24 protein-coding genes are annotated in these 20,042 nt (G+C 30.0%); 6 read left to right on the top strand and 18 right to left on the bottom strand.

Annotated elements, in window-relative coordinates:
* Positions 1 to 15 precede the first annotated feature (15 nt).
* On the top strand, positions 16 to 186 hold the full coding sequence (locus ACTT9Y_RS04180) for a hypothetical protein (protein WP_023855029.1): 171 nt from the start codon (positions 16 to 18) through the stop codon (positions 184 to 186).
* Positions 187 to 195: 9 nt separating this feature from the next.
* On the opposite strand, the gene glnA is transcribed toward ACTT9Y_RS04180, so the two are convergent.
* Positions 196 to 1,602 (bottom strand): type I glutamate--ammonia ligase, encoded by a 1,407-nt coding sequence (glnA, locus tag ACTT9Y_RS04175; RefSeq protein ID WP_440933145.1) that lies wholly within the window; start codon positions 1,600 to 1,602, stop codon positions 196 to 198.
* Between the two features lie 137 nt (positions 1,603 to 1,739).
* Here glnA and ACTT9Y_RS04170 point away from each other — a divergent pair, with 137 nt between their 5' ends.
* Both ACTT9Y_RS04170 and ACTT9Y_RS04165 read left to right on the top strand, forming a co-directional pair.
* Complete coding sequence (locus tag ACTT9Y_RS04170; protein ID WP_440933144.1) at positions 1,740 to 2,222, top strand: YbaK/EbsC family protein; 483 nt, start codon at positions 1,740 to 1,742, stop codon at positions 2,220 to 2,222.
* Positions 2,219 to 3,106 (top strand): DMT family transporter, encoded by an 888-nt coding sequence (locus tag ACTT9Y_RS04165; protein ID WP_440933143.1) that lies wholly within the window; start codon positions 2,219 to 2,221, stop codon positions 3,104 to 3,106. The genes ACTT9Y_RS04170 and ACTT9Y_RS04165 overlap by 4 nt, the downstream gene beginning before the upstream one ends.
* Positions 3,107 to 3,147: 41 nt before the next feature.
* Here the strand turns inward: ACTT9Y_RS04165 and ACTT9Y_RS04160 are convergent, their stop codons facing one another.
* Positions 3,148 to 3,738, bottom strand: coding sequence for a putative 2OG-Fe(II) oxygenase (locus ACTT9Y_RS04160; protein WP_440933142.1), 591 nt, complete (start codon positions 3,736 to 3,738; stop codon positions 3,148 to 3,150).
* Positions 3,739 to 3,775: 37 nt separating this feature from the next.
* Positions 3,776 to 4,522 (bottom strand): sulfite exporter TauE/SafE family protein, encoded by a 747-nt coding sequence (locus ACTT9Y_RS04155; RefSeq protein WP_440933141.1) that lies wholly within the window; start codon positions 4,520 to 4,522, stop codon positions 3,776 to 3,778.
* A 9-nt stretch (positions 4,523 to 4,531) separates the two neighbouring features.
* Here ACTT9Y_RS04155 and moaB point away from each other — a divergent pair, with 9 nt between their 5' ends.
* Complete coding sequence (gene moaB / locus ACTT9Y_RS04150; RefSeq protein ID WP_440933140.1) at positions 4,532 to 5,032, top strand: molybdenum cofactor biosynthesis protein B; 501 nt, start codon at positions 4,532 to 4,534, stop codon at positions 5,030 to 5,032.
* On the opposite strand, the gene ACTT9Y_RS04145 is transcribed toward moaB, so the two are convergent.
* Genes ACTT9Y_RS04145 through moaA form a run of 7 tightly spaced genes read right to left on the bottom strand, consistent with a single transcriptional unit; the run spans position 5,033 to position 9,014 of the window.
* Complete coding sequence (locus ACTT9Y_RS04145) at positions 5,033 to 5,278, bottom strand: DUF1244 domain-containing protein (protein ID WP_440933139.1); 246 nt, start codon at positions 5,276 to 5,278, stop codon at positions 5,033 to 5,035. It lies immediately after the preceding gene.
* Positions 5,271 to 5,855 (bottom strand): sulfite oxidase heme-binding subunit YedZ, encoded by a 585-nt coding sequence (locus ACTT9Y_RS04140; protein WP_440933138.1) that lies wholly within the window; start codon positions 5,853 to 5,855, stop codon positions 5,271 to 5,273. The genes ACTT9Y_RS04145 and ACTT9Y_RS04140 overlap by 8 nt, the downstream gene beginning before the upstream one ends.
* Positions 5,855 to 6,760, bottom strand: coding sequence for a protein-methionine-sulfoxide reductase catalytic subunit MsrP (gene msrP / locus ACTT9Y_RS04135; RefSeq protein WP_440933137.1), 906 nt, complete (start codon positions 6,758 to 6,760; stop codon positions 5,855 to 5,857). The genes ACTT9Y_RS04140 and msrP overlap by 1 nt, the downstream gene beginning before the upstream one ends.
* Before the next feature lies 1 nt (position 6,761).
* Entirely contained in the window at positions 6,762 to 7,208 is a 447-nt protein-coding gene (locus ACTT9Y_RS04130) for a molybdopterin synthase catalytic subunit (RefSeq protein WP_440933136.1), read from the bottom strand.
* On the bottom strand, positions 7,208 to 7,477 hold the full coding sequence (locus tag ACTT9Y_RS04125) for a MoaD/ThiS family protein (protein WP_440933135.1): 270 nt from the start codon (positions 7,475 to 7,477) through the stop codon (positions 7,208 to 7,210). Before ACTT9Y_RS04125 ends, ACTT9Y_RS04130 begins: the two co-directional genes overlap by 1 nt.
* Entirely contained in the window at positions 7,477 to 8,022 is a 546-nt protein-coding gene (moaC, locus tag ACTT9Y_RS04120) for a cyclic pyranopterin monophosphate synthase MoaC (protein WP_440933134.1), read from the bottom strand. Before moaC ends, ACTT9Y_RS04125 begins: the two co-directional genes overlap by 1 nt.
* On the bottom strand, positions 8,022 to 9,014 hold the full coding sequence (gene moaA / locus ACTT9Y_RS04115) for a GTP 3',8-cyclase MoaA (protein WP_440933133.1): 993 nt from the start codon (positions 9,012 to 9,014) through the stop codon (positions 8,022 to 8,024). Before moaA ends, moaC begins: the two co-directional genes overlap by 1 nt.
* Positions 9,015 to 9,106: 92 nt before the next feature.
* On the opposite strand from moaA, the gene ACTT9Y_RS04110 reads away from it, so the two are divergent.
* On the top strand, positions 9,107 to 10,183 hold the full coding sequence (locus ACTT9Y_RS04110) for an ABC transporter ATP-binding protein (protein ID WP_440933132.1): 1,077 nt from the start codon (positions 9,107 to 9,109) through the stop codon (positions 10,181 to 10,183).
* Positions 10,184 to 10,222: 39 nt separating this feature from the next.
* Here the strand turns inward: ACTT9Y_RS04110 and ACTT9Y_RS04105 are convergent, their stop codons facing one another.
* The 8 genes from ACTT9Y_RS04105 to iolG all read right to left on the bottom strand — a co-directional run bounded on the left by ACTT9Y_RS04105 (position 10,223) and on the right by iolG (position 18,987).
* On the bottom strand, positions 10,223 to 11,584 hold the full coding sequence (locus ACTT9Y_RS04105) for a GH1 family beta-glucosidase (RefSeq protein WP_440933131.1): 1,362 nt from the start codon (positions 11,582 to 11,584) through the stop codon (positions 10,223 to 10,225).
* Position 11,585: 1 nt separating this feature from the next.
* Complete coding sequence (locus ACTT9Y_RS04100) at positions 11,586 to 12,914, bottom strand: alpha-glucosidase/alpha-galactosidase (RefSeq protein WP_440933130.1); 1,329 nt, start codon at positions 12,912 to 12,914, stop codon at positions 11,586 to 11,588.
* A gap of 1 nt (position 12,915) precedes the next feature.
* Positions 12,916 to 13,767, bottom strand: a complete 852-nt coding sequence (locus ACTT9Y_RS04095) for a carbohydrate ABC transporter permease (RefSeq protein WP_440933129.1) — start codon at positions 13,765 to 13,767, stop codon at positions 12,916 to 12,918.
* Positions 13,768 to 14,688, bottom strand: coding sequence for a carbohydrate ABC transporter permease (locus ACTT9Y_RS04090; protein WP_440933128.1), 921 nt, complete (start codon positions 14,686 to 14,688; stop codon positions 13,768 to 13,770).
* A gap of 76 nt (positions 14,689 to 14,764) precedes the next feature.
* Positions 14,765 to 16,009, bottom strand: coding sequence for an ABC transporter substrate-binding protein (locus tag ACTT9Y_RS04085; protein WP_440933127.1), 1,245 nt, complete (start codon positions 16,007 to 16,009; stop codon positions 14,765 to 14,767).
* Between the two features lie 139 nt (positions 16,010 to 16,148).
* The gene (locus ACTT9Y_RS04080; protein WP_440933126.1) at positions 16,149 to 17,111 is read right to left on the bottom strand and encodes an aldo/keto reductase; all 963 of its coding nucleotides are present in this window, start codon (positions 17,109 to 17,111) and stop codon (positions 16,149 to 16,151) included.
* Positions 17,112 to 17,129: 18 nt separating this feature from the next.
* Entirely contained in the window at positions 17,130 to 17,984 is an 855-nt protein-coding gene (locus ACTT9Y_RS04075) for an SDR family oxidoreductase (protein ID WP_440933125.1), read from the bottom strand.
* 1 nt (position 17,985) lies between these two features.
* A complete protein-coding gene (gene iolG, locus ACTT9Y_RS04070; protein ID WP_440933124.1) occupies positions 17,986 to 18,987 on the bottom strand; it encodes an inositol 2-dehydrogenase in 1,002 nt (333 codons plus the stop codon).
* Positions 18,988 to 19,121: 134 nt separating this feature from the next.
* On the opposite strand from iolG, the gene iolE reads away from it, so the two are divergent.
* Positions 19,122 to 20,024: a myo-inosose-2 dehydratase gene (gene iolE, locus ACTT9Y_RS04065; protein ID WP_440933123.1), complete on the top strand. Its 903-nt coding sequence runs from the start codon at positions 19,122 to 19,124 to the stop codon at positions 20,022 to 20,024.
* Positions 20,025 to 20,042: the final 18 nt, after the last annotated feature.

Below are 20,042 nucleotides of genomic sequence, written 5' to 3'. Positions count from 1 at the left end.
ATATATAGATTCTTTATGAACAAATTTGAGTTTAAAAATCTTGTTAAAAACCTAAAAGATTCTTTAAAAGAAAAAACATTTTTTAAAGAACTACGTAAAGAAGTGGAAACCGGTGCTAATGGAACACAGGATTATGTAGTCAAAAAAGGTGTTAACAAAGATACAATTGCAACAACTAGACAGTAATTAATTTTATTAGCTACTGTAATACATCTCAAACTCTACAGGGTGAGGTGCATGTTCAAATTTGTGAATTTCTTCAAACTTTAGAGCTATGTAAGCATCAATTTGATCGTCAGTAAAGACACCACCTTGAGTTAAAAACTCTCTGTCTTTATCTAAACTTTCCATTGCTTCTCTTAAAGAGCCACAAACTGTTGGTATGGCTTTTACTTCTTCAGGTGGTAACTCATATAAATCTTTATCAAAAGACTCACCTGGATGTATTTTATTTTTAATTCCGTCAATTCCAGCCATTAACATAGCTGCGAAAGTTAAATACGGGTTTCCAGCAGCATCTGGAAATCTAATTTCACATCTAGCACCTTTTTTGCTTAATGTGATCGGTATTCTACAAGAAGCTGATCTATTTCTTGCTGAATATGCAAGAAGAACTGGAGCTTCAAAACCAGGAATTAATCTTTTGTAACTGTTTGTTGTAGAGTTAGCAAAAGCATTAATTGCTTTAGCGTGTTTAAGAATTCCACCAATGTAATGTAGTGCAGTTTCACTTAATCCAGAATACGCATCACCTGAAAATACCGGCGTATCGCCTTTCCAAATAGATTGATGGATGTGCATTCCTGAGCCATTATCGCCAGCAACTGGTTTTGGCATAAAAGTTGCGGTTTTTCCAAATGAATGTGTAACCATTTGAACAACATATTTATATAATTGTACGTTATCAGCTTGGTTTACCAAAGTTCCAAAATACATTCCAAGTTCGTGCTGACTAGGAGCAACTTCATGGTGATGTTTTTCAACTTTAATACCAACTTCTTTTAAATTTTTTAGATATTCACCACGCATGTCTTGTTCACTATCAACTGGTGGCACTGGGAAATATCCTCCTTTAATTTGAGGCCTATGACCCATATTTCCATTTTCATATTCTTTACCTGAGTTGTAAGGACCTTCTTTGCTATCTAATTTAAATCCACATTCATTCATATCATTTTTGATTCTTACATCGTCAAACACAAAAAATTCTGGCTCAGGTCCAAAAAAGGCTTTATCACCTATACCTGAAGCTTTTAAATATTCTTCTGCTTTTTTAGCAACACCTCTTGGATCTCTTTCATAAGGATCTTTCTTAATTGCATCTAGAATGTCACAAAACAAAACTACAGTATTATGAGACGTAAAAGGATCCATAAACATTCTTGTAGTATCAGGTTTTAAAATCATGTCAGACTCGTTAATTGCTTTCCAACCAGCTATAGATGAACCGTCAAAAAATACACCTTCGTTCAACATACCTTCATCAACTACTGAAGCATCCATTGTTAAATGTTGCAATTTTCCTCTTGGATCAGTAAATCTTAGATCCACAAATTCTGCTTCTTTCTCTTTGATAAATTTTAATACGTTTGCTGAACTCATTTTGTCTCCTATGTAATTTTGTTTGGCCTAATTAGCAAAAAAATGCTTAAAAATATTGCTTATTTAATAAATAACACCTATGCAATTTTCACATAAGTAGTGTAATTAGTCACTAAAATAATAAATATATTAAATCTGTGAATTCAATATTAAATAAAGAGCCAGTTTTAAGAGCAGAAAAATCTCTAAAACAATTTAACCCAGATCTTAAAGTGATTGTTTTAGAGCAAACTGCAAGAACAGCTAACGATGCAGCTACAGCTTTAGGTTGCAAAGTAGGGGCAATTGTCAAAAGCTTACTTTTTAAAGCAGGGGATAGTTTTGTTTTATGTTTAGTTTCTGGAGACAAAAGGTGTTCATTAAATAAATTAAAAAAAATTTTAGGTGAAAAAGATGTTTCAATGGCCAACCCAGAAGATGTTAAAAAAATTACTGGATATACAATTGGCGGAGTATCTCCAACAGGACATTTAAAAAAATTAAAAATTTTGATTGATGAAACTTTAAATAGATTTTCTTCTATTTTTGCAGCTGCAGGCCATCCTAATGCGGTTTTCGAAATAAATTTTGAAAATTTAATTGAATTAACTTCTGGTGAGATAAAAGAGATAACTGAATGAGACAACCAAAATTAATTGATTACTTTCTATTAACAATATTATCTCTAATATGGGCTTCTGCGTTCTTTAATATAAAAATAGCAACTTATTCTTTTGGCCCAGTTACAATTGCTTTCCTAAGGGTATTTTTTGGAGCAATTCCAGTTTTACTATTGTGTTATTTTAAAAATATTAAAGTTGAAGCTTTTTCTAAAGATTGGCATTGGTTTGCAATGATAGGGTTTATTAATTTGGTAGCTCCATTTTTTCTAATTGCTTATGGAGTTAAATCAGTTCAAAGTAATTTGGCAGCTATATTGATGTCAACTACTCCTTTAAGCTCCACAGTGCTAGCTCATTTTTATACAAAAAACGAAAAATTTAATTTAGTAAAAACTATTGGAATTTTAATTGGGTTTTCTGGAATAGTTTTTTTATTTTCTGATAAACTTTTAATAGATGAAAATAATTTTGTATCAGCTTTATTGATATTACTTGGATCCACCTGTTATGTTGTAGGTGGGGTATTAACACTAAAAATAAGTAAGAAAAAAAACGAAAATGTAACAGGATCTATTTTAATTTGGGCAATAATTATTTTGTTACCATTAACATTTTTTATTGAACAGCCCTTTCAAGATATACCAAGAACAGACTCTTTGATATCGGTAATTTATTTAGGAATTGTTCCTACAGGTATTGCTTGGTTGTTACGTTTTAGAATTTTGACTACAAACGGATTAATTTTTCAATCTCAAGTTTCTTATTTGATACCAATTTTTGGAACCATTTTAGGATACATATTTTTAAGAGAATTGATAACGTTAAAGGTTTTAGTTTCTTTAATTGCAGTTTGTATAGGTATTTACTTTGTTAAAAAAGGTGGAAACAATCAAAGTGTTTAATTTTTACAATTGCTTTATTGTATGCTGTAAATATTTTAAAACTATCTGGTTAAAATAACTTTTGCATTAAAAGAAAAGGATCTTCTTTCAGAATTTATATTAAATGGATAAGCAGTATGCATTAAATAATTTGGAAAAATTATTAAGTCTCTTTCTTTAGGCACAACATTATAAATACTTTTGCTTAAAAAGCCTCTCTGTCCGTTTATAAAATCAATTGTGCCGTTAGTCTTATCTTTTTTGTTTTTTAAAAATTTATTTTTAGTCATATTTTTTGGTACTTTTAAATAACCAACGCCAGATAAATCTCCATCATGATAATGGATAGGATTATACTCATCTTTAAATTGACTAACTACCCATAAATTTAATATCTTTATATCTTTCACTTTTTTAATCTTTTCATTTTTAAGAAAATTTTTGATATTTTTTTTTATTTCCTTTTCCAAATTTTTTTTTAAAAAATTATTTGAAATTTTAATTTCTTTTTTAATCTGACTAGCTAATTTAGAACTATAATCATTTTTTTTTGTTAAAACTTTATTATCAATCTCTTTATTTAAGATATCTAAAAATTTCTTTGAAATTTTTGTTTTTCCTATAGATGGACCAAAAGGCTTGATATTTTTCATAATGCTCTAAATATCTTAAAAGTAAATTTATTCAATATTAAACCATAAGTTTAATTCCCATTCTTATTGCGACAAAAATTACAAGAAATGAAGTTAGAAGAGCTAAAATTTTGTTCGATAAGAATTTAATGTTTAAGAAGCTACCAATTTGTCCCCCAATAAGCACAATTAAAAATAATGGCCAATAGTTAATAACTTGATCTAAAGCCTGATTCTTTGTCAGTTGTCCAGCTATTCCAAAGATAGAATTGATTAAAATAAATAAAGATGCGCTACTGGTGATATGTACAGGGTATCCAGCTTTCATTAAAAATAGAATAGGGCTTAAAAATATTCCTCCACCAATTCCTACTAACCCTGACATAAAGCCAATTATCGATCCAATAGAAATTGACAGTAATTTTGGTATTTGATTAATTTTAATTTGCTCTTTATTAAAAGATTGACTCTCAATTAATAAAAAAATTCCTGCAGCTAACAAAACACAAAATAATAAAATCTCAAATAAACTTTTTTCAATTACTATTGATCCTCCAATAAAGGCAAAAGGTATGGAGCCTATTAAATAAGGAAATAGTAAATAAAAGTTTATATTTTTAGATCTTATAAAATTAATAGAATTACCAGATACTACAATAATATTACATACAAGGGCTATAATGGGAAATATTGTGTAAGGCACACCCCAAATTAAAAGTATTGCAAGATATGTTGACCCTCCTCCAAAACCAATACTTGCGTATATTAATGCCGTTACAAAGAAAAGAATTGATAATATAATCATTTTTAAATTATGGATGTAAATATAGCTTTATTGACTGTAACAGATACAAGAACATTTGATAATGATAAATCAGGCTCAATCTTGGTTGAAAAAATTAAAGAAGCTAAACATCAATTAATTGATAGAAAAATTTGCAAAGACAATAAAGAAGAGATTGTCAAAATTTTAAAAGAATGGACAAGCCAAAAAGATATAGACGTCATAATTACTACCGGAGGAACAGGTCTTACAGGGAGAGATATAACTCCTGAAGCATTAGAAGAAATTGCTGATAAACATATACCTGGATTTGGAGAAGTTTTTAGAACAATTAGCTTAAAAACAGTTGGTACATCATCAATTCAATCTAGAGCTTGTGCAATCTTATCTAACGGAAAATATATTTTTGCGTTACCTGGTTCCTCAGGTGGTGTAACAGATGCATGGGATGAGATCTTAAAACATCAATTAGATATTAATCACAAACCTTGTAACTTTGTTGAATTATTTCCAAGACTCAAAGAAAAATAATTATTTTTGATATTTTTCTTTCCATTCAGAATAAGGCATTCCATATATATGTTCTCTGGCATCTGGATCAGATATCTCTACTCCTTTTTTTTCTGCCTCTTCTCTATACCATCTAGATAAACAATTTCTGCAAAAACCAGCTAAATTCATTAGATCGATATTTTGAACATCTTTTCTTTCATTTAAATGACTCATTAATCTTTCAAGGGTAGCTGATTGAATTTCTTTTTTTAAATTTTCATCCATAATTTATATTCCTATTTTTAATCTTAATTCTTAAAGCTAACAAAACAAGTATAATTATTAAATAAACCAAAGGTCTAAAAAAAATTGTTTTTGATAACCATATATAATGAAGGGATCCAAAAATTGCGATTACATAAATTAATCTGTGTAATTTTTTCCAATTATTTTTTAGTAATCTAACCATTTTTTGGGAAGATGTAGCAGCCAAAGGGAGTAAAAGTAACCATGCTGCAAAACCGATGAATATATATTTTTTTTTAACAACATCGTCTAATATGGGAGACCAATTAAATCTATAATCTAAACCTACATAAGTTAATAAATGAAGCGTTGCATAAAAAAAAACAAAAAGACCCAATGTTCTTCTGAAACTTATCCACACAGTTAATTTTGTAAATCTTTTGAGAGGACTCATAGATAGTGTTAGGCAAATAAATATTAAAGTCCACTCACCCGTAAAATGAGTAATTTCTTTTACTGGTTCAGGGCCAAGTTTATTTAAAAAAATTTTGTATAAAATTATTAAAAATGGAGTTGAACTTAAAAAAAATACACCTGGTTTTAAATATTTTTTCATTAAAAATATTTTTTAAGATCCATACCAGCGTATAAGCCCGCAACCTCATCTCCATAGCCATTGAACATCAGTGTTTTTACTCTTGGCGCCCAAACCCCTTCGCCAATTATTCTTTCAGTTGCTTGTGACCATCTAGGATGATCTACATTTGGGTTTACATTCGAATAAAATCCATACTCTCTCGGAGAAGCCCACATCCATGAAGAAGTAGGCATATTTTCAACAAATTTAATTTTAACAATTGCTTTTGCACTTTTAAAACCATACTTCCAAGGAATAAAAATTCTTAATGGTGCTCCGTTTTGATTTGGAAGTTTTTTGCCATATAAACCTGTGACTACCGTAGTTAAAGGATGCATTGCCTCATCAATTCTCAAGCCTTCATTGTATGGCCAGTTTAAAACAGGGTATCTTTGTCCTTTCATTTGTGCAGGATCATATACACTTTCAAATTCAACAAATTTTGCTTTATTAGTTGGTTTAACTTTTGATAGTAATTCGCTTAAAGAAAAACCCATCCATGGGATAACCATTGACCAACCTTCAACACATCTTAGTCGATATATTCTTTCTTCAGAAATAAACATTTCTGAGATTTCCTCCATTGATAATTTAATTGGTTTTTCAACTTCCCCTTCAATAGCTATTTCCCAAGGCGTTGTTTTAAATGTTTGAGAATTTCTATAAGGGTCACTTTTTGATGTTCCAAATTCATAATAATTATTATAGGTCGTTATGTCCTTATAACTTGTTAATTTATTTCTTTCACTTGCTAAAGATTTATTTGCAAAGGGTATAGCAGATATCGCTAAAGAGCTTGCACCAAGACCTATAGATTTAATGAACGATCTTCTGTTTTTATAAATATTTTCTGGTGTAACTTCTGAACTTTTAAATTTTATCATTTTAATTATTTAAAGATATCCCCTTTAACCATTCGCTTTCTTTATTTTTATAATGTTCTTTTTTCCAAATCGGTGATCTTTTTTTAATTTCCTCAATTATATATCTAGACAATACAAATGCTTGATCTCTATGTTTGCAAGCTACACCAATAATAATACTTTTTTCTTTTAAACCCACATATCCTTTAACATGCTCAATAAATACTGCTTTGTCTTTAATACTTAACTTATTATCTGCATCTTCGTAAATTTCCTCAAAACTTCTGATCACCATACTGTCTTTGGTATCATAAGTAATACCAGTTACTAATTTATTTTCATTTAAATCTCTTACAGTTCCAACAAAATATATTATAGCTCCAAATTTTGATTGATTTAAAAAATTTTCTGCTTTCGAAATTTCAATACTCTCTTTTTTTGAAGTATCAATAATTTTAGCATGTAGCATTAACCGCCTCCTATTGGAGGTATAATGCTAAAGTTTTGTTTTTTAACTATTTTATAATTGTCTGAGACAATTTTATCATCAGAGGAACAAAAAGCTGATGATTTAATAATCTTTTTGAATGTTTCATTTCCTCTAAAATTTAGATCAACAAAATCTATCATTTGGTTTCTTAGATCTTTAATTGAGGAATTTTCAACTAATTCAAAGTCTAAATGCGCTTTAGTACTAAATTCTCTTGCTACGCCAAATAATTCAACTGATACTTTCATTAAAAAATATTTTTTAAAAAATCTGGAAGTCCATCAGGGTTTTTCCATAATCCACTTTTTCCACCTTCTTTAATTAACAATTTTACGTTATCAATTTTAAGATGTGGATTTACTATTTTGCTTAAATCGTAAATTGTTATCAAGGCAGAATTAACACCCATTATAGCTTCCATCTCAACACCTGTTTTTGCCACTGCTGAAACCACACAAAAAACTTCTAATGAACTGTCTAATTCATTCAAAGTTATTTTGGTAGCTATATGGTCAATTGGAAGTGGGTGACATAAAGGAATAAGTTCACTTGTTTTTTTTACACCCAGCAAAGCTGATATCTCAGCTAAAGTAATAGGGTCTCCTTTAGGCATCTTCTTATTTTTAATTAGATTAAAAACTTCTTTTCCTACATAAATTTTACCCGACGCAAGAGCTCTTCTAAAAGTTTCTTTTTTTGAAGAAACATCAACCATGTTGAAAGAATTTTTTTGAAATATTTCTTTCGCCCAATCTTTAAGTTCATCTTGATTTATAATTTTTAATTTTGACATTAGCCGCCTGTGGTAGATAAATTTTTAGTTAAACCAGTTTCACCAAGCTCTAAATAGTGGGTTTCTTTTTTAAATTTTATTTGTCCCATTATGAGATCTTGCAATTCATCTATTTGATTATCTTTTTGCAACAAATGTCTTATACTTATTCCAGTGTTGCCAAATAAGCATAATCTAAGATCTCCTCTTGATGTAATTCTTAATCTATTACAACTTCTACAAAAATCTTTAGAGTAAGGCGCTATAATTCCAAATTTCCCTTTATATCCTGGATTGATAAAATTTAGTGATGGCCCTGCATCCTTGCCTAATGTTTGAAAAATCCAATTATTTTTATTTAAGTATTCTTTGAAGATTTTCGAAGACATATGGTATTTTTTAAAATATTCTACGTTATCTCCTGTTTGCATTAATTCTATATATCTAAAATTAACTTTGTTAGCTTTAATAAATTCTGCCCAAGTTTCAAAATCTTTATAAGATGAATTTATTCCATTTAAAAGCACGGCATTAATCTTAATATTTTCAAAATATAAATCTTGAAGATTTTGTATTCCTTTTAAAATTTCAGGTAATCGATCATGACCTGTAACTTTTTTAAATGTATTTCTATCCAAACTATCAATACTAATATTAATACCATTTAAACCACTATCCACTAACATCTTTGCTTTTTTATCTAAGTGATAACCATTTGTGGTAATTACAACTTTTTTTATTCCTGCTTCATGTTTCAAGATCTTAATTATATCAAAAAAATCTTTTCTTACCGTTGGTTCGCCACCGGTAAGTCTAATTTTACATACACCCAATTTTGAAAAAACTTTTGCTAAACGTTTAATTTCTTCTAAGTGAAGAAATTTTCTATTGTCGCTCTTATCAATTTGATAGCCATTAGGTAAACAGTATCCACATTTAAAGTTACATACATCAGTAATTGAAAGCCTTATATATGGAAAAGTTCTACCAAAACTATCTCTTAAAATTTTCATTTTAGTTAAAGATATCATAATTAATAAAATTAATCATGATTGAATTAACTTAAAAATTATGAATAAATACTTAAAAACAATATTAACTCAAGATGGCAGAGATAAATATTTCGAATATAAATAAATCTTTTGGGTCTACACATGTCATCAAAGATGTATCTCTAGACATAAAAAGCGAATCTTTCACTGTATTTGTTGGGCCAAGTGGCTGTGGTAAGTCAACAATGCTAAGAATGATTGCTGGTTTAGAAGAGGTTAACTCAGGAACAATTTCAATTGATGGACAAGTTATTAATGATCTTCCACCATCAGAAAGAAATATAGCAATGGTCTTTCAATCATATGCTTTGTATCCACACATGACAGTGTTCGATAACATGGCTTTTGGTTTAGAAATTGAAAAAAAATCTAAAGAAGAAATTACAGAGAGAGTTATGGAGGCTGCTAAAATTCTTCAAATTGAGGAATACTTGGAGAGAAAACCAAAACAATTGTCAGGAGGACAAAGACAAAGAGTTGCAATTGGTAGAGCAATTACAAGAAAGCCAAAAGTATTTTTATTTGATGAACCTTTGTCTAATTTAGATGCAGCTTTAAGAGTTCAGATGAGAGTAGAGCTTGCTAAATTACATGATCAATTAAATGCAACAATGATTTATGTTACTCACGATCAAACTGAAGCAATGACACTTGCAGATGACATAGTTGTATTAGATCATGGAATAGTATCTCAAAAAGGATCACCTTTAAAATTATATAATGAACCAGAAAATTTATTTGTCGGTGGTTTTATTGGTTCACCAAAGATGAACTTTATCAATTCTAAAGTTATAAGCTCTAATAGCTCTGGAACCGAAGTTGAAATTTCAGGACAAGGAAAAATTATTGTTCCAAAAACTTCAGATAAAGTTTTACCTGGCGATAGTGTAAAGATTGGTATCAGACCTGAACATATATTAATTAATACTGGTGAAAAATGCTGGAATAGCAAGGTATTCGTAATTGAAAAATTAGGTTCATCTACATTTCTATATCTAGAGAAAGATGGGGAACCATTAGTTGTTCAAACAGATGGTGATAATTCAGCTAATATTGGAGACAGTTTAAGCTTAAGTTTTGATCTAAATAAATGTCATTTATTTGACGAAAATAATTTAGCTTTTAAATAATTTATCATTTTTAATAAGTTTCTATTTAGATTTAATAAATTAAAAATCTAAAGGAATCGAATTTTGTTCCACAAGCTTTTTGAAAAAATAGTATGATTTTTTAGGTGTTCTTTTTAAAGTGTTAAAATCAACATGCACTATTCCAAATCTCTTTTCAAATCCTAACGCCCATTCAAAATTATCCATGAATGTCCATGCAAAGTAGCTTTTAACTTTAGCTCCATCATCAATAGATTTTTTTACAGCACTTAAATATTTTTTAAAATAATCAATACGATCGCTGTCGTTTATTTCTCCAGTTTTTTCTATTAAATCTGGATATGCTGCACCATTTTCAGTTAGATAAATATCCGGATTTCCATAATTATTTTTTAAATCCATAATTTGATCATAATAAGCATCTGGAACAATTTCCCATCCCATAAGAGTTAACTTTGCATCTTTGCCCTCAAGACCAAAAGGCAATTCATCATTGAATGCTCCTCTTGCTTTAAGTAAACTTTTATTATCAGCTTTAATTCTAATATGTTGATAATGATTTAATCCAATAAAATCATTTTTTTGAAAAATATTTTTCATATCATCTTGTTGAATATGTTTTGAGACATCATCAATTAGTAATTCAGGATATCTTCCAAGATACATAGGGTCGGCAAATGATCTATTCCAATAAGTATCGAATAATTTAGTTGCATGAAGATCTTCACTTGATTTTGTGGCAGGAATACATGGCGCCATATTGAAAGTGCAGCCAATTTTTATATTATTATTTAAAGATTTCATTGCTTGGAAAGCTTTGCCATGTGCAACATTAACATTATGTATTGATGCAAAGTATTTTTCTAAATCTTTGTATCCTGGAGCCATGTAACCATCTACATATCCATGAATAGTAAATACTTGTGGTTCATTAAATGTGATAAAATGATTACATCTATCTCCAAAATTTTTAACAATAGCCTCTGAATAATCTGAAAATATATTTGTTATGTCTTTATTTGCCCAACCCCCTTTGTCTTGCAGTGATTGAGGAAGGTCCCAATGATATAAAGTTATGAAAGGCTCAATATTTTTTTCTAAACACTTGTCTATCAACCTTGAATAAAAATCTACTCCTTTAGGGTTTATTTTACCTATCCCTTCAGGGATAATCCTGGTCCAAGCTAAAGAAAATCTATATGAATTTAAATTTATATTAGCCATCAGCTCAATATCTTCTTCGTACCTATGATAATGGTCTACAGCAGTATCTCCGTTTTCATTATTTTTAACTTTTCCAGGTGTATGAGTAAAAGTATCCCAAATACTTTTGCTTTTTCCATCTTTATCTGTAGCACCCTCTATTTGGTAACTTGCTGTAGCCGTTCCCCAAAAAAAATCATTAGGAAATTTATTTTTCATGTTAGTTAAATTCTGGTATCCAATTTTTATGAGCTTTTAATAACTCATCTACCATAGAACTAATTTGATCTAAACTTAATAAAGAAGAAGTAAGTGGATCTAACATAGCCGCATGATAAATGGTCTCTTTTTTTTTGGTTCTTAAAGCTTCAACAGTTAATTGTTGAACATTTATATTAGTTTTCATTAGGTTTGCTAAATGCATAGGTAAATCCCCAACTTTTTGAGGGTTAATTCCCTCATTATTTATTTTACATGGTACCTCAACACAACAATCATCTGGTAAATTAGAAATTAACTTGTTATTCAAAACATTTCCATTAACCGTGTCTTCTTTTCCGTCAACAATTGATACAATTATCCGTGAAGCATACTCTAAAGATTTCTCACAAACAAATTTTTCTCCATCTAATAAATTTTGCTCTTGTTGATCCCACTCTTTAATTTGTTTTTTGCACCTTCGAATATATTCATTAATTGGAATATTGAATTCACTTAATAAGTCCTCTCTGTTATTTTTAATAAACCAAGGAGTATATTCTGCAAAGTGTTCGGATGACTCAGTAACAAAATATCCAAATTTTTCTAAAACTTTATATCTAACTTCGTTCGTGCATCCATCCCAATTAGTACCAAATGTTTTTTCTTTTCCAGCTTTAAAAATTTTAGGATAAAGATTTTCTTTTTTTCCATCAGGATTAATTTTTTCAAACTTAGTATAAAAAGACATATGATTGATACCTGAACATTCATAACTAATGTTCTTTATATCCTCGCCAATATCTTTTGCTAAATCTTCAGCAGTTCCTTGTACAGAATGACAAAGTCCAATATATTTAAGCTCAGGTGCAAATTTAGACAATGCTAAACAATTAATTGCCATAGGATTAACATACTGCAACATAGTTGCGCTTGGACAAACTTCATTCATATCTTTTACAACTGACAATAAAGCGGGGACAGTTCTCAATCCTCTCATGATCCCACCTATTCCTAAAGTATCACCAATAGTTTGTTTTAGTCCATACTTTGCCGGAATTTCAAAATCAATAACTGTAGAGGGCTCATAACCTCCTATTTGAAACATTAATATTACAAAGTCAGCTCCACTAAGTGCTTTTTTTTGATTTTTTTCGATTATAATCTTTGGATTTGCACTTATTGATTTTGCAACTTTTTCTGCAACCAAATTTGAGGTTTTTAATCTTCTATCATCAATATCTTGCAAAACTATTTCACAGTTACTGAAATTTTTTTCAAGCAAAATATCTGTTAGAATATTTTTCATAAATACAGTGCTTCCTGCTCCAATAAAAGTAATTTTAATCATACTAACCTTTAGTTGCTCCAAGAGTTAATCCAGCAATAAAATGTTTTTGCATTAAAAAAAACATAATAACCGGAGGTATTGCAGCAACAATAGATCCAGTTGATAGCAAGTGATAAGCTGTAATCCATTGACCATTTAATGATTTTAATCCAGCAGTAATTGGCATTGCATGATCACCTTGTATTAAAACGGTTGCCCAAAAATAATCGTTCCATATAAATGTAAAAATTAAAACACACAGTGCTGCAATAGCGGGTCTTGTCAAAGGTAATATAATCTTCCAAAATATTCTAAATTCAGATGCTCCATCCATTCTCGCAGCCTCGATAAGCTCTTGAGGTAACGCTTTAATAAAATTTCTCATAAAAAGTGTGCAAAAACCCGTTTGAAAAGCTACATGAAATAAAACCAATCCTGTAATAGTGTTGTATAGACCAATTTTAAAAGTCAGATCTCTAACCGGTATCATTAAAATTTGAAATGGAACAAAGTTTCCAGCTATAAAAATAAAAAATATTATTAAATTTGTCTTAAACTTATAATTCGCAAGAGCAAAGCCAGTCATACAACTTAAAGCAACCGCTCCTAACATTGTTGGTATAGTTACTTTAAAACTATTTAGAGTGTATTTGATCATTGGAGTGTTAGTGAAAACATCGTATAAATTTGAAAAAAGTAAAAATTCACTTGGTGTTCCCCACATATTTCCAGCAGTAATATCTCCTAAACCTCTTATTGATGTCATTAAAATACCAAAAATCGGTATCAACCAAATAATTAATGAGATAGGTAAAAATATTTTATAAATATATTGATTTACGATTGGTCTTTTATGAATTGGAGTAGGGAACATTTAGTTATTATCCTCCCTTTCGTTTCGATACATTCTGTATATAAAAAATAAAATATAAAACATCATTATTGTAAACAAAACAGTTGCTATCGCTGACCCGTATCCCATTCTATAACCGTATTCACTTAAAGCTTGCTCAAACATGTAATACGCTAAGACATTTGAATAACCATAAGGTCCACCTTGAGTCATTATCGCCACCATATCAAAACTTCTAAGAGCACCAATCACAGTTACTACAATTGCTAAAAAGGTAGCGTGTCTTAGTTGTGGAAGCACTATATTCCAAAATAAATGAAATCCTTTGGCGCCATCCATTCTCCCAGCCTCAATTTGTTCAGGGTTAATATTGTTAAGTCCTGTTAAATATAAAATTAAACAATAAGCAATTTGTGGATATAGACCTGCAAATATTATCCCATAAGTTGCAGTATTTTCATTTGCTAGAATTGAAAATCCTTCTAATCCAATAAAATTTAGAAAGGGTGCAATAACCCCATAATTTGGTTGGTAAAACCAAGTAAAAATAAGTCCAATGACTACTTGAGAAATAACAAATGGAAAAAAAAATAGAGATTTAATTAATCTTATTCCAAAAACAATTTGATTTAAAAATATTGCTAGTCCTAAGCCAATAGGAACTGCTAACATAAAAAATATTAACCATTTAAGATTATTCCAAAGTGAAATATAAAAATATTCATCATCTAAAAGTTCAATATAATTTTGAAGACCAATATATATAGATGGAGATAATCCATCCCATTGATAAAAAGAAATACCAATAGATACAAATATCGGTGCTATTACATAAATGGAAAAAAATATTAATCCTGGAGCAAGAAAAATCCATGGGCTTATTTTAATTTGATTTTTTTGCCACCAAGTAATTCTTTTAGCTTTTGGATTATTTAGTTCCATATATTTATATTTTAAAAATTGATGAAATCGAATTTTTAACTGAGGGGCCAGTAAGCCCCACAGTTAAGCTAAAAGTTTATTTATAAACTTTTTGACGTACTTTTTCTAATCTTTCTAAGATTTTTTGTCTTCTGTCAGGATTAGACATATATTCTTGAAAGCCTTTCATACCCTCTGATGCCATTTGAGCTGGAGCATCTCTATCGTAGAATTGCGCCATTGCATAAGCATTATTTAGCATATTCAATCCTGCTTTTAAGAACGGATCTCCCTGTTTAACACTAGAGTTCTTGTTAATAGGAAGCTGACCTAATATTTTATTGATCTCTTCTTGCACATCTGCTCGAGACATAAATATTAAGAAACGCTTAGCATCAGTTTTATTTTTAGCTTTAGAAGGTATATGCACAGTGTCCGTAGGTGCTTCTTCAGCCATTGGGATACCTGGTGTGATTTCAGGGAACTGGAAGAAACCTAAATTAGAATCTCTTAAGCCAGCCTCTTTTAAAGGAGCAACAGCAAAGTTACCCATTACATACATTGCTGCTTCACCGTTCACCATAGGAGTTAAAGCTTCTTGCCAACTAAGTGCTGCATGATTTTCTAAGAAGTAACCAGGCTTTACAAGCTCATCCCATTTATCAAATACTGCTTGCACTTTTGGATCTGTGTAAGGAACCTTACCTAGTGTTAAATCCATATGGAACTCATAGCCATTTGTTCTAAGATTTAAATAATCAAAAACACCAGCTGTTGTCCAAAGATACTTTGATCCAATTGTAATAGGTGTAATACCTGCTGCTTTTAACGTAGCGCATGCAGCTACAAAATCATCCCATGTTTTTGGTACAGATATTCCATTTGCTGTAAATAAATCTTTCCTATAATACACGCCCCACTGATAATAAGTGTAAGGAATACCCCATTGCTTACCACCAATCGTCATAGATTTTTTAGCATGCTCCATATTTTCAGAAAGGTTTCCGTCTACCCAACCTGAGTCTTTCCAAATATCAGAGACATCTTCAAACAAACCTGCTCTTACAAATGGTAACATTCTATTTCCAGCATACCAGTTTGCAACATCAGGTGGATCAGTGTTTAAAAAATTTCTTATGGATTGTTTGTAACCTTCATGGTCAAAAACATTCCATTTTACTGTGACGTCTGGGTTCTCTTCTTCAAATTTTTTAATAATATATTCAAAAGCTTCTTTTGGTGCTGCATCAGATGTATCTGTATTAATCACCAAAGTACCAGCAAATGAATTTGAAGAGATTATTCCAAACATCATTATTAATGAGATAATAACCTTTTTCATTTATGCTCCTTTTTTAATTTATGTTTGATAGATTATGTATTTTTAAAATTGATTACAATTAAAAATTATCCCCAGAAATTGTTGATTATTAAATTAACAAAATAAATATATAAATATATTATTCATTAATTCTTAAAATTTATCCAGGTGTGAATATTCTTTCAGACTCTGGATCTTTTGTTGAGTAAGGTAATTTTAAAAGTTCTTTCCAAAATTTTTCTGGGATACTTGTTTGAGCCCATGATAAGTTTTTTTCAATACTCTGAACACTAGTAACACCGCATAGAGTAGAAGTGATTCTTTTATCTTTCATTGAAAACTGTAAAGCAGCTGCGCCCATTTCAACATTATATTTTTTACAAACTTTTTCTATTTCTCTGGCAGGCGCAAGTTTTTCTTCGGTAACATCTTGATAAGTTATTTTTTTAAAGTTATTTGGACCTTTTGCTAAGACACCACCAGCGTAAGGAGCGGCATTAAAAATAGATATATTTTTACTGTGAGCATAGCTGTACATCTCATCCGCTTCTCTATTTAATAAAGTATATCTGTTATGATTAATTATCACATCAAAGTCCCAATTTTTTAAAATAGGAAACATTATATTTATTTTTCCCATTGCTAAACCGACTGCTTTAGCCAAGCCTTCTTCTTTTATTTTAAATAACTCATCCAATGCACCATCTTTTTTAGTGACATCATTTACATCTTTTACGTATTCTGGATCATGAAGAAATAAAATATCAACAGAATCTACATTTAAAGTTTTTAAACTTTCTTCAATAGATTCTCTTGTTCTTTTTTTATCAAGAACTAGCGTTTCCATGTTTCTATCAATTTTAGTTGATAAGATAAAATTCTCTGGCCAACCTCCATTTTCCTTTATTGCAATTCCAATCCTTTTTTCACTTTCTCCCATTGCATAATTTCTTGAAGTATCAAGCATATTTACTGGACCTTGAAAAAATCTTTTTAAAGTTTCTTGAGCTCTCTGTTCTGGTACTTCATAACCATAAGTATCTGGCATACTCCCCAGAGAGGATGTTCCAAAACTTAATTCTGTAACTTCCAAACCAGTATCTTTGATTTTATTTTTTTTCATAATTTAATTTAATTAGGTTCACTCTCCTAAAATACTATCATCTAATACCTTTGTGTCATATGCTGAATAAGAATGCCATCCGGCAACTGTTTGATCAAAATCAACAATACTACCAGTCATAATTCCTGACTCATCTGAGCACAAGAAAGCCAAAATCTTAGCAACATCTAAAGGTTTGTTTAATCTTTTAAAAGGAACTTTTGACTCAGCTTTTTTTAACCAATTATCATCTGCGTTGTGAAATTTTTTCTGAATTACGGTTTCTGCTGGTGTATCTGTCCATCCTAGATTTACACCATTCACTCTTATTTGATGACCAGAAACTGAATTTGCAACATTTTTAATCATTACTGCTAATGCTGCTTTAGAGGAGCTGTAAGCAGTTAAGAAAGGCATACCACTATATCCAGCCATTGATAAAATATGAGCTATAGTTCCTTTTTTTTTATCTCTAATCATTATTTTTATAACGTCTTGCATCATAAAAAGAGGAGCTTTTACATTTACATTAAAATTTTTATCATAATTTTCCTCTGTTGTGCTTAAGATAGTTCCTCTCTCAGTAAAAGCGGCAACATTTATAAAAGAATCTACCGTATTAAATTTTTTATCAGTTTCAGAAACTATTTTTTTACAGTCTTCAAGTTTTTCTAAATCTGCTTGAACGTATAGGCATTCTGCACCCATGCTTTCTATTTCAGATTTTACCTTGTTTCCTTTTTCATTATTTCTTCCACAAATAGTTATTCCCTTAGCACCTCTATTTGCTAGTAATTTTGCAGTCTCAGCTCCACTTCCTTGGGTACTTCCTGTTACAATTATTATCTTATTTTTAAATTGGTTAGATTGTTCAGATATATATTTATTAGACATGTTAAAATTTTATATCTATTACTTTACCACTTTCAAAGGATTCATATGCTGCATTAGCTATTATTAAGGCGTTTCTTCCATCCTCAAATCCTACTAATGGTTTTGTTTTATTTTCAATGCATTTTACAAACTCATTAAATTGATCTCTGTAAGCTTGCTCATATCTCTCAATAAAAAAGAAATGTATAGGTTCTTTTTCATTTGTTGATTTGCTTGTATATCTTTCTAAAGAAGTAGGAGTTTGATTATCAGAGATTACCATTCCTTTACTACCAAATACTTCAACTCTTTGATCATATCCGTAAACTGCTCGTCGTGAGTTGTTAATATGAATTAAAACACCATTTTTTGATTTTAAAATAAACATAGCAGTATCTAGATCTTTTACTTGTTGTGAATTTTTATCAAATAAAGCACCTCCAAATGCTGATACTTGAACTATAGGATCATCTCCCAATATAAATCTAGTTAAATCAAAATCATGAATAGTAGTATCTCTAAAAAATCCTCCAGCAGCTTTTAAATAGTCAATTCCAGGAGGTTCAGGATCTCTACTAGTAATAACAACCATTTCCAATTCACCAATTTCCTTTTTTACCCTTGCCTCTTGTGCCTTTGCATGACTGGAATCAAACCTTCTGTTAAATCCAATTTGAATAGGAACGTTTGTTCCTTTGATATTTTCCATGCACTCATTTACTTTATTGATATCCAAATCAATTGGCTTTTCACAAAAAATTGCTTTTCCTGCTTTTGCTGCCATTGTAATAAATTGAGTATGAGTTGGAGTAGCAGAAGCTATAAGAACTGCGTCTATATCATCTGCATTAATTGCGTCCTCTGGTGAAGAAGCAATTGAGCACCCTGTTGATTTTGCTACTTCTTCAGCGAATTCAGAATTAATATCGTAAATGTATTTTAATTTTGCTTTTGGATGTGCTGCAATAAATTTAGCATGCATTTTTCCAATCCGTCCTGCTCCCATTAACGAAAAGTTAATCATAAGAATATAGAACAGAATTAAAAAACAAAATCAAGAAACATTTTTAATGATGAATTAAACACTAATTAAAATATAATTTTCTTGATGCATATAACATCATCATTTAAAAATGATTTAACTTTTTAATAAATTTTATGTCAGTAAAATTAGGAATAGCACCAATTGCATGGAGTAACGATGATATGCCTGAATTAGGTGGCGATACTTCTTTAGAACAATGTTTGTCAGAAGCTAGTCAGGCAGGATTTATTGGAATTGAGTCTGGTGGTAAATTTCCAAAAAAATCAGAAGAATTAATCCCTAAACTTAATGAATTTAATCTAAATCTTTGTTCAGGTTGGTATGGCGCTAATTTAAGAACAAATAGTGTGAATGAAGAAAAAAAAGTTATTCAAGGTCAACTTAAACTTTTCAAAGATTGTAATTCACCTTGTATGGTTTTTGCGGAAGTTTCTGGTTCAATTCAAGGAGACCCAGATCGAAAATTATCTACAAGACCTCAAATGGATCTTGATGAGTCTAAAAAATATTATGAAAAAATTTCAGAAATGGGAAAATATCTCGAAGATGAAGGTATGCCACTTGCTTATCATCATCATATGGGTACGATAATAGAGACTGAAGAGGATACGGTAAGACTACTTGAAAACACACATGATAGTGTAAAACTTACATTAGATACTGGCCACATGTTATTCGCTCAAGGAGACTCTTTAAAAATATTAAATGATTTTAGCGAAAGATTAATTCATATGCATTGTAAGGATATTAGAAAAAGTGTCTTAGAAAAATCTTTAAAAGAAGACTTAAGTTTTAGAGGGGCATTTTTAGAAGGTGCATTTACAGTTCCAGGTGATGGATGTATTGATTATAAACCATTGTTTGATGTATTGAAGAAAAAAAATTATTCTGGATGGTTGGTAGTAGAGGCGGAACAAGATCCTGCAAAAGCAAACCCATTTGAATACGCAAAAATAGGTTATAAGTATTTAACTGAAACTTTAAATCTTAGTGGTATCGAGATTTATAAAAGCTAACTTTTAAAACGATATATC

Origin of the sequence: Candidatus Pelagibacter sp., assembly GCF_052049995.1 — a bacterium.
GTDB lineage: Bacteria > Pseudomonadota > Alphaproteobacteria > Pelagibacterales > Pelagibacteraceae > Pelagibacter.
The sequence above is the reverse complement of the archived record's forward strand: the minus strand, read 5'-3'. Positions and strand labels throughout refer to the sequence as shown.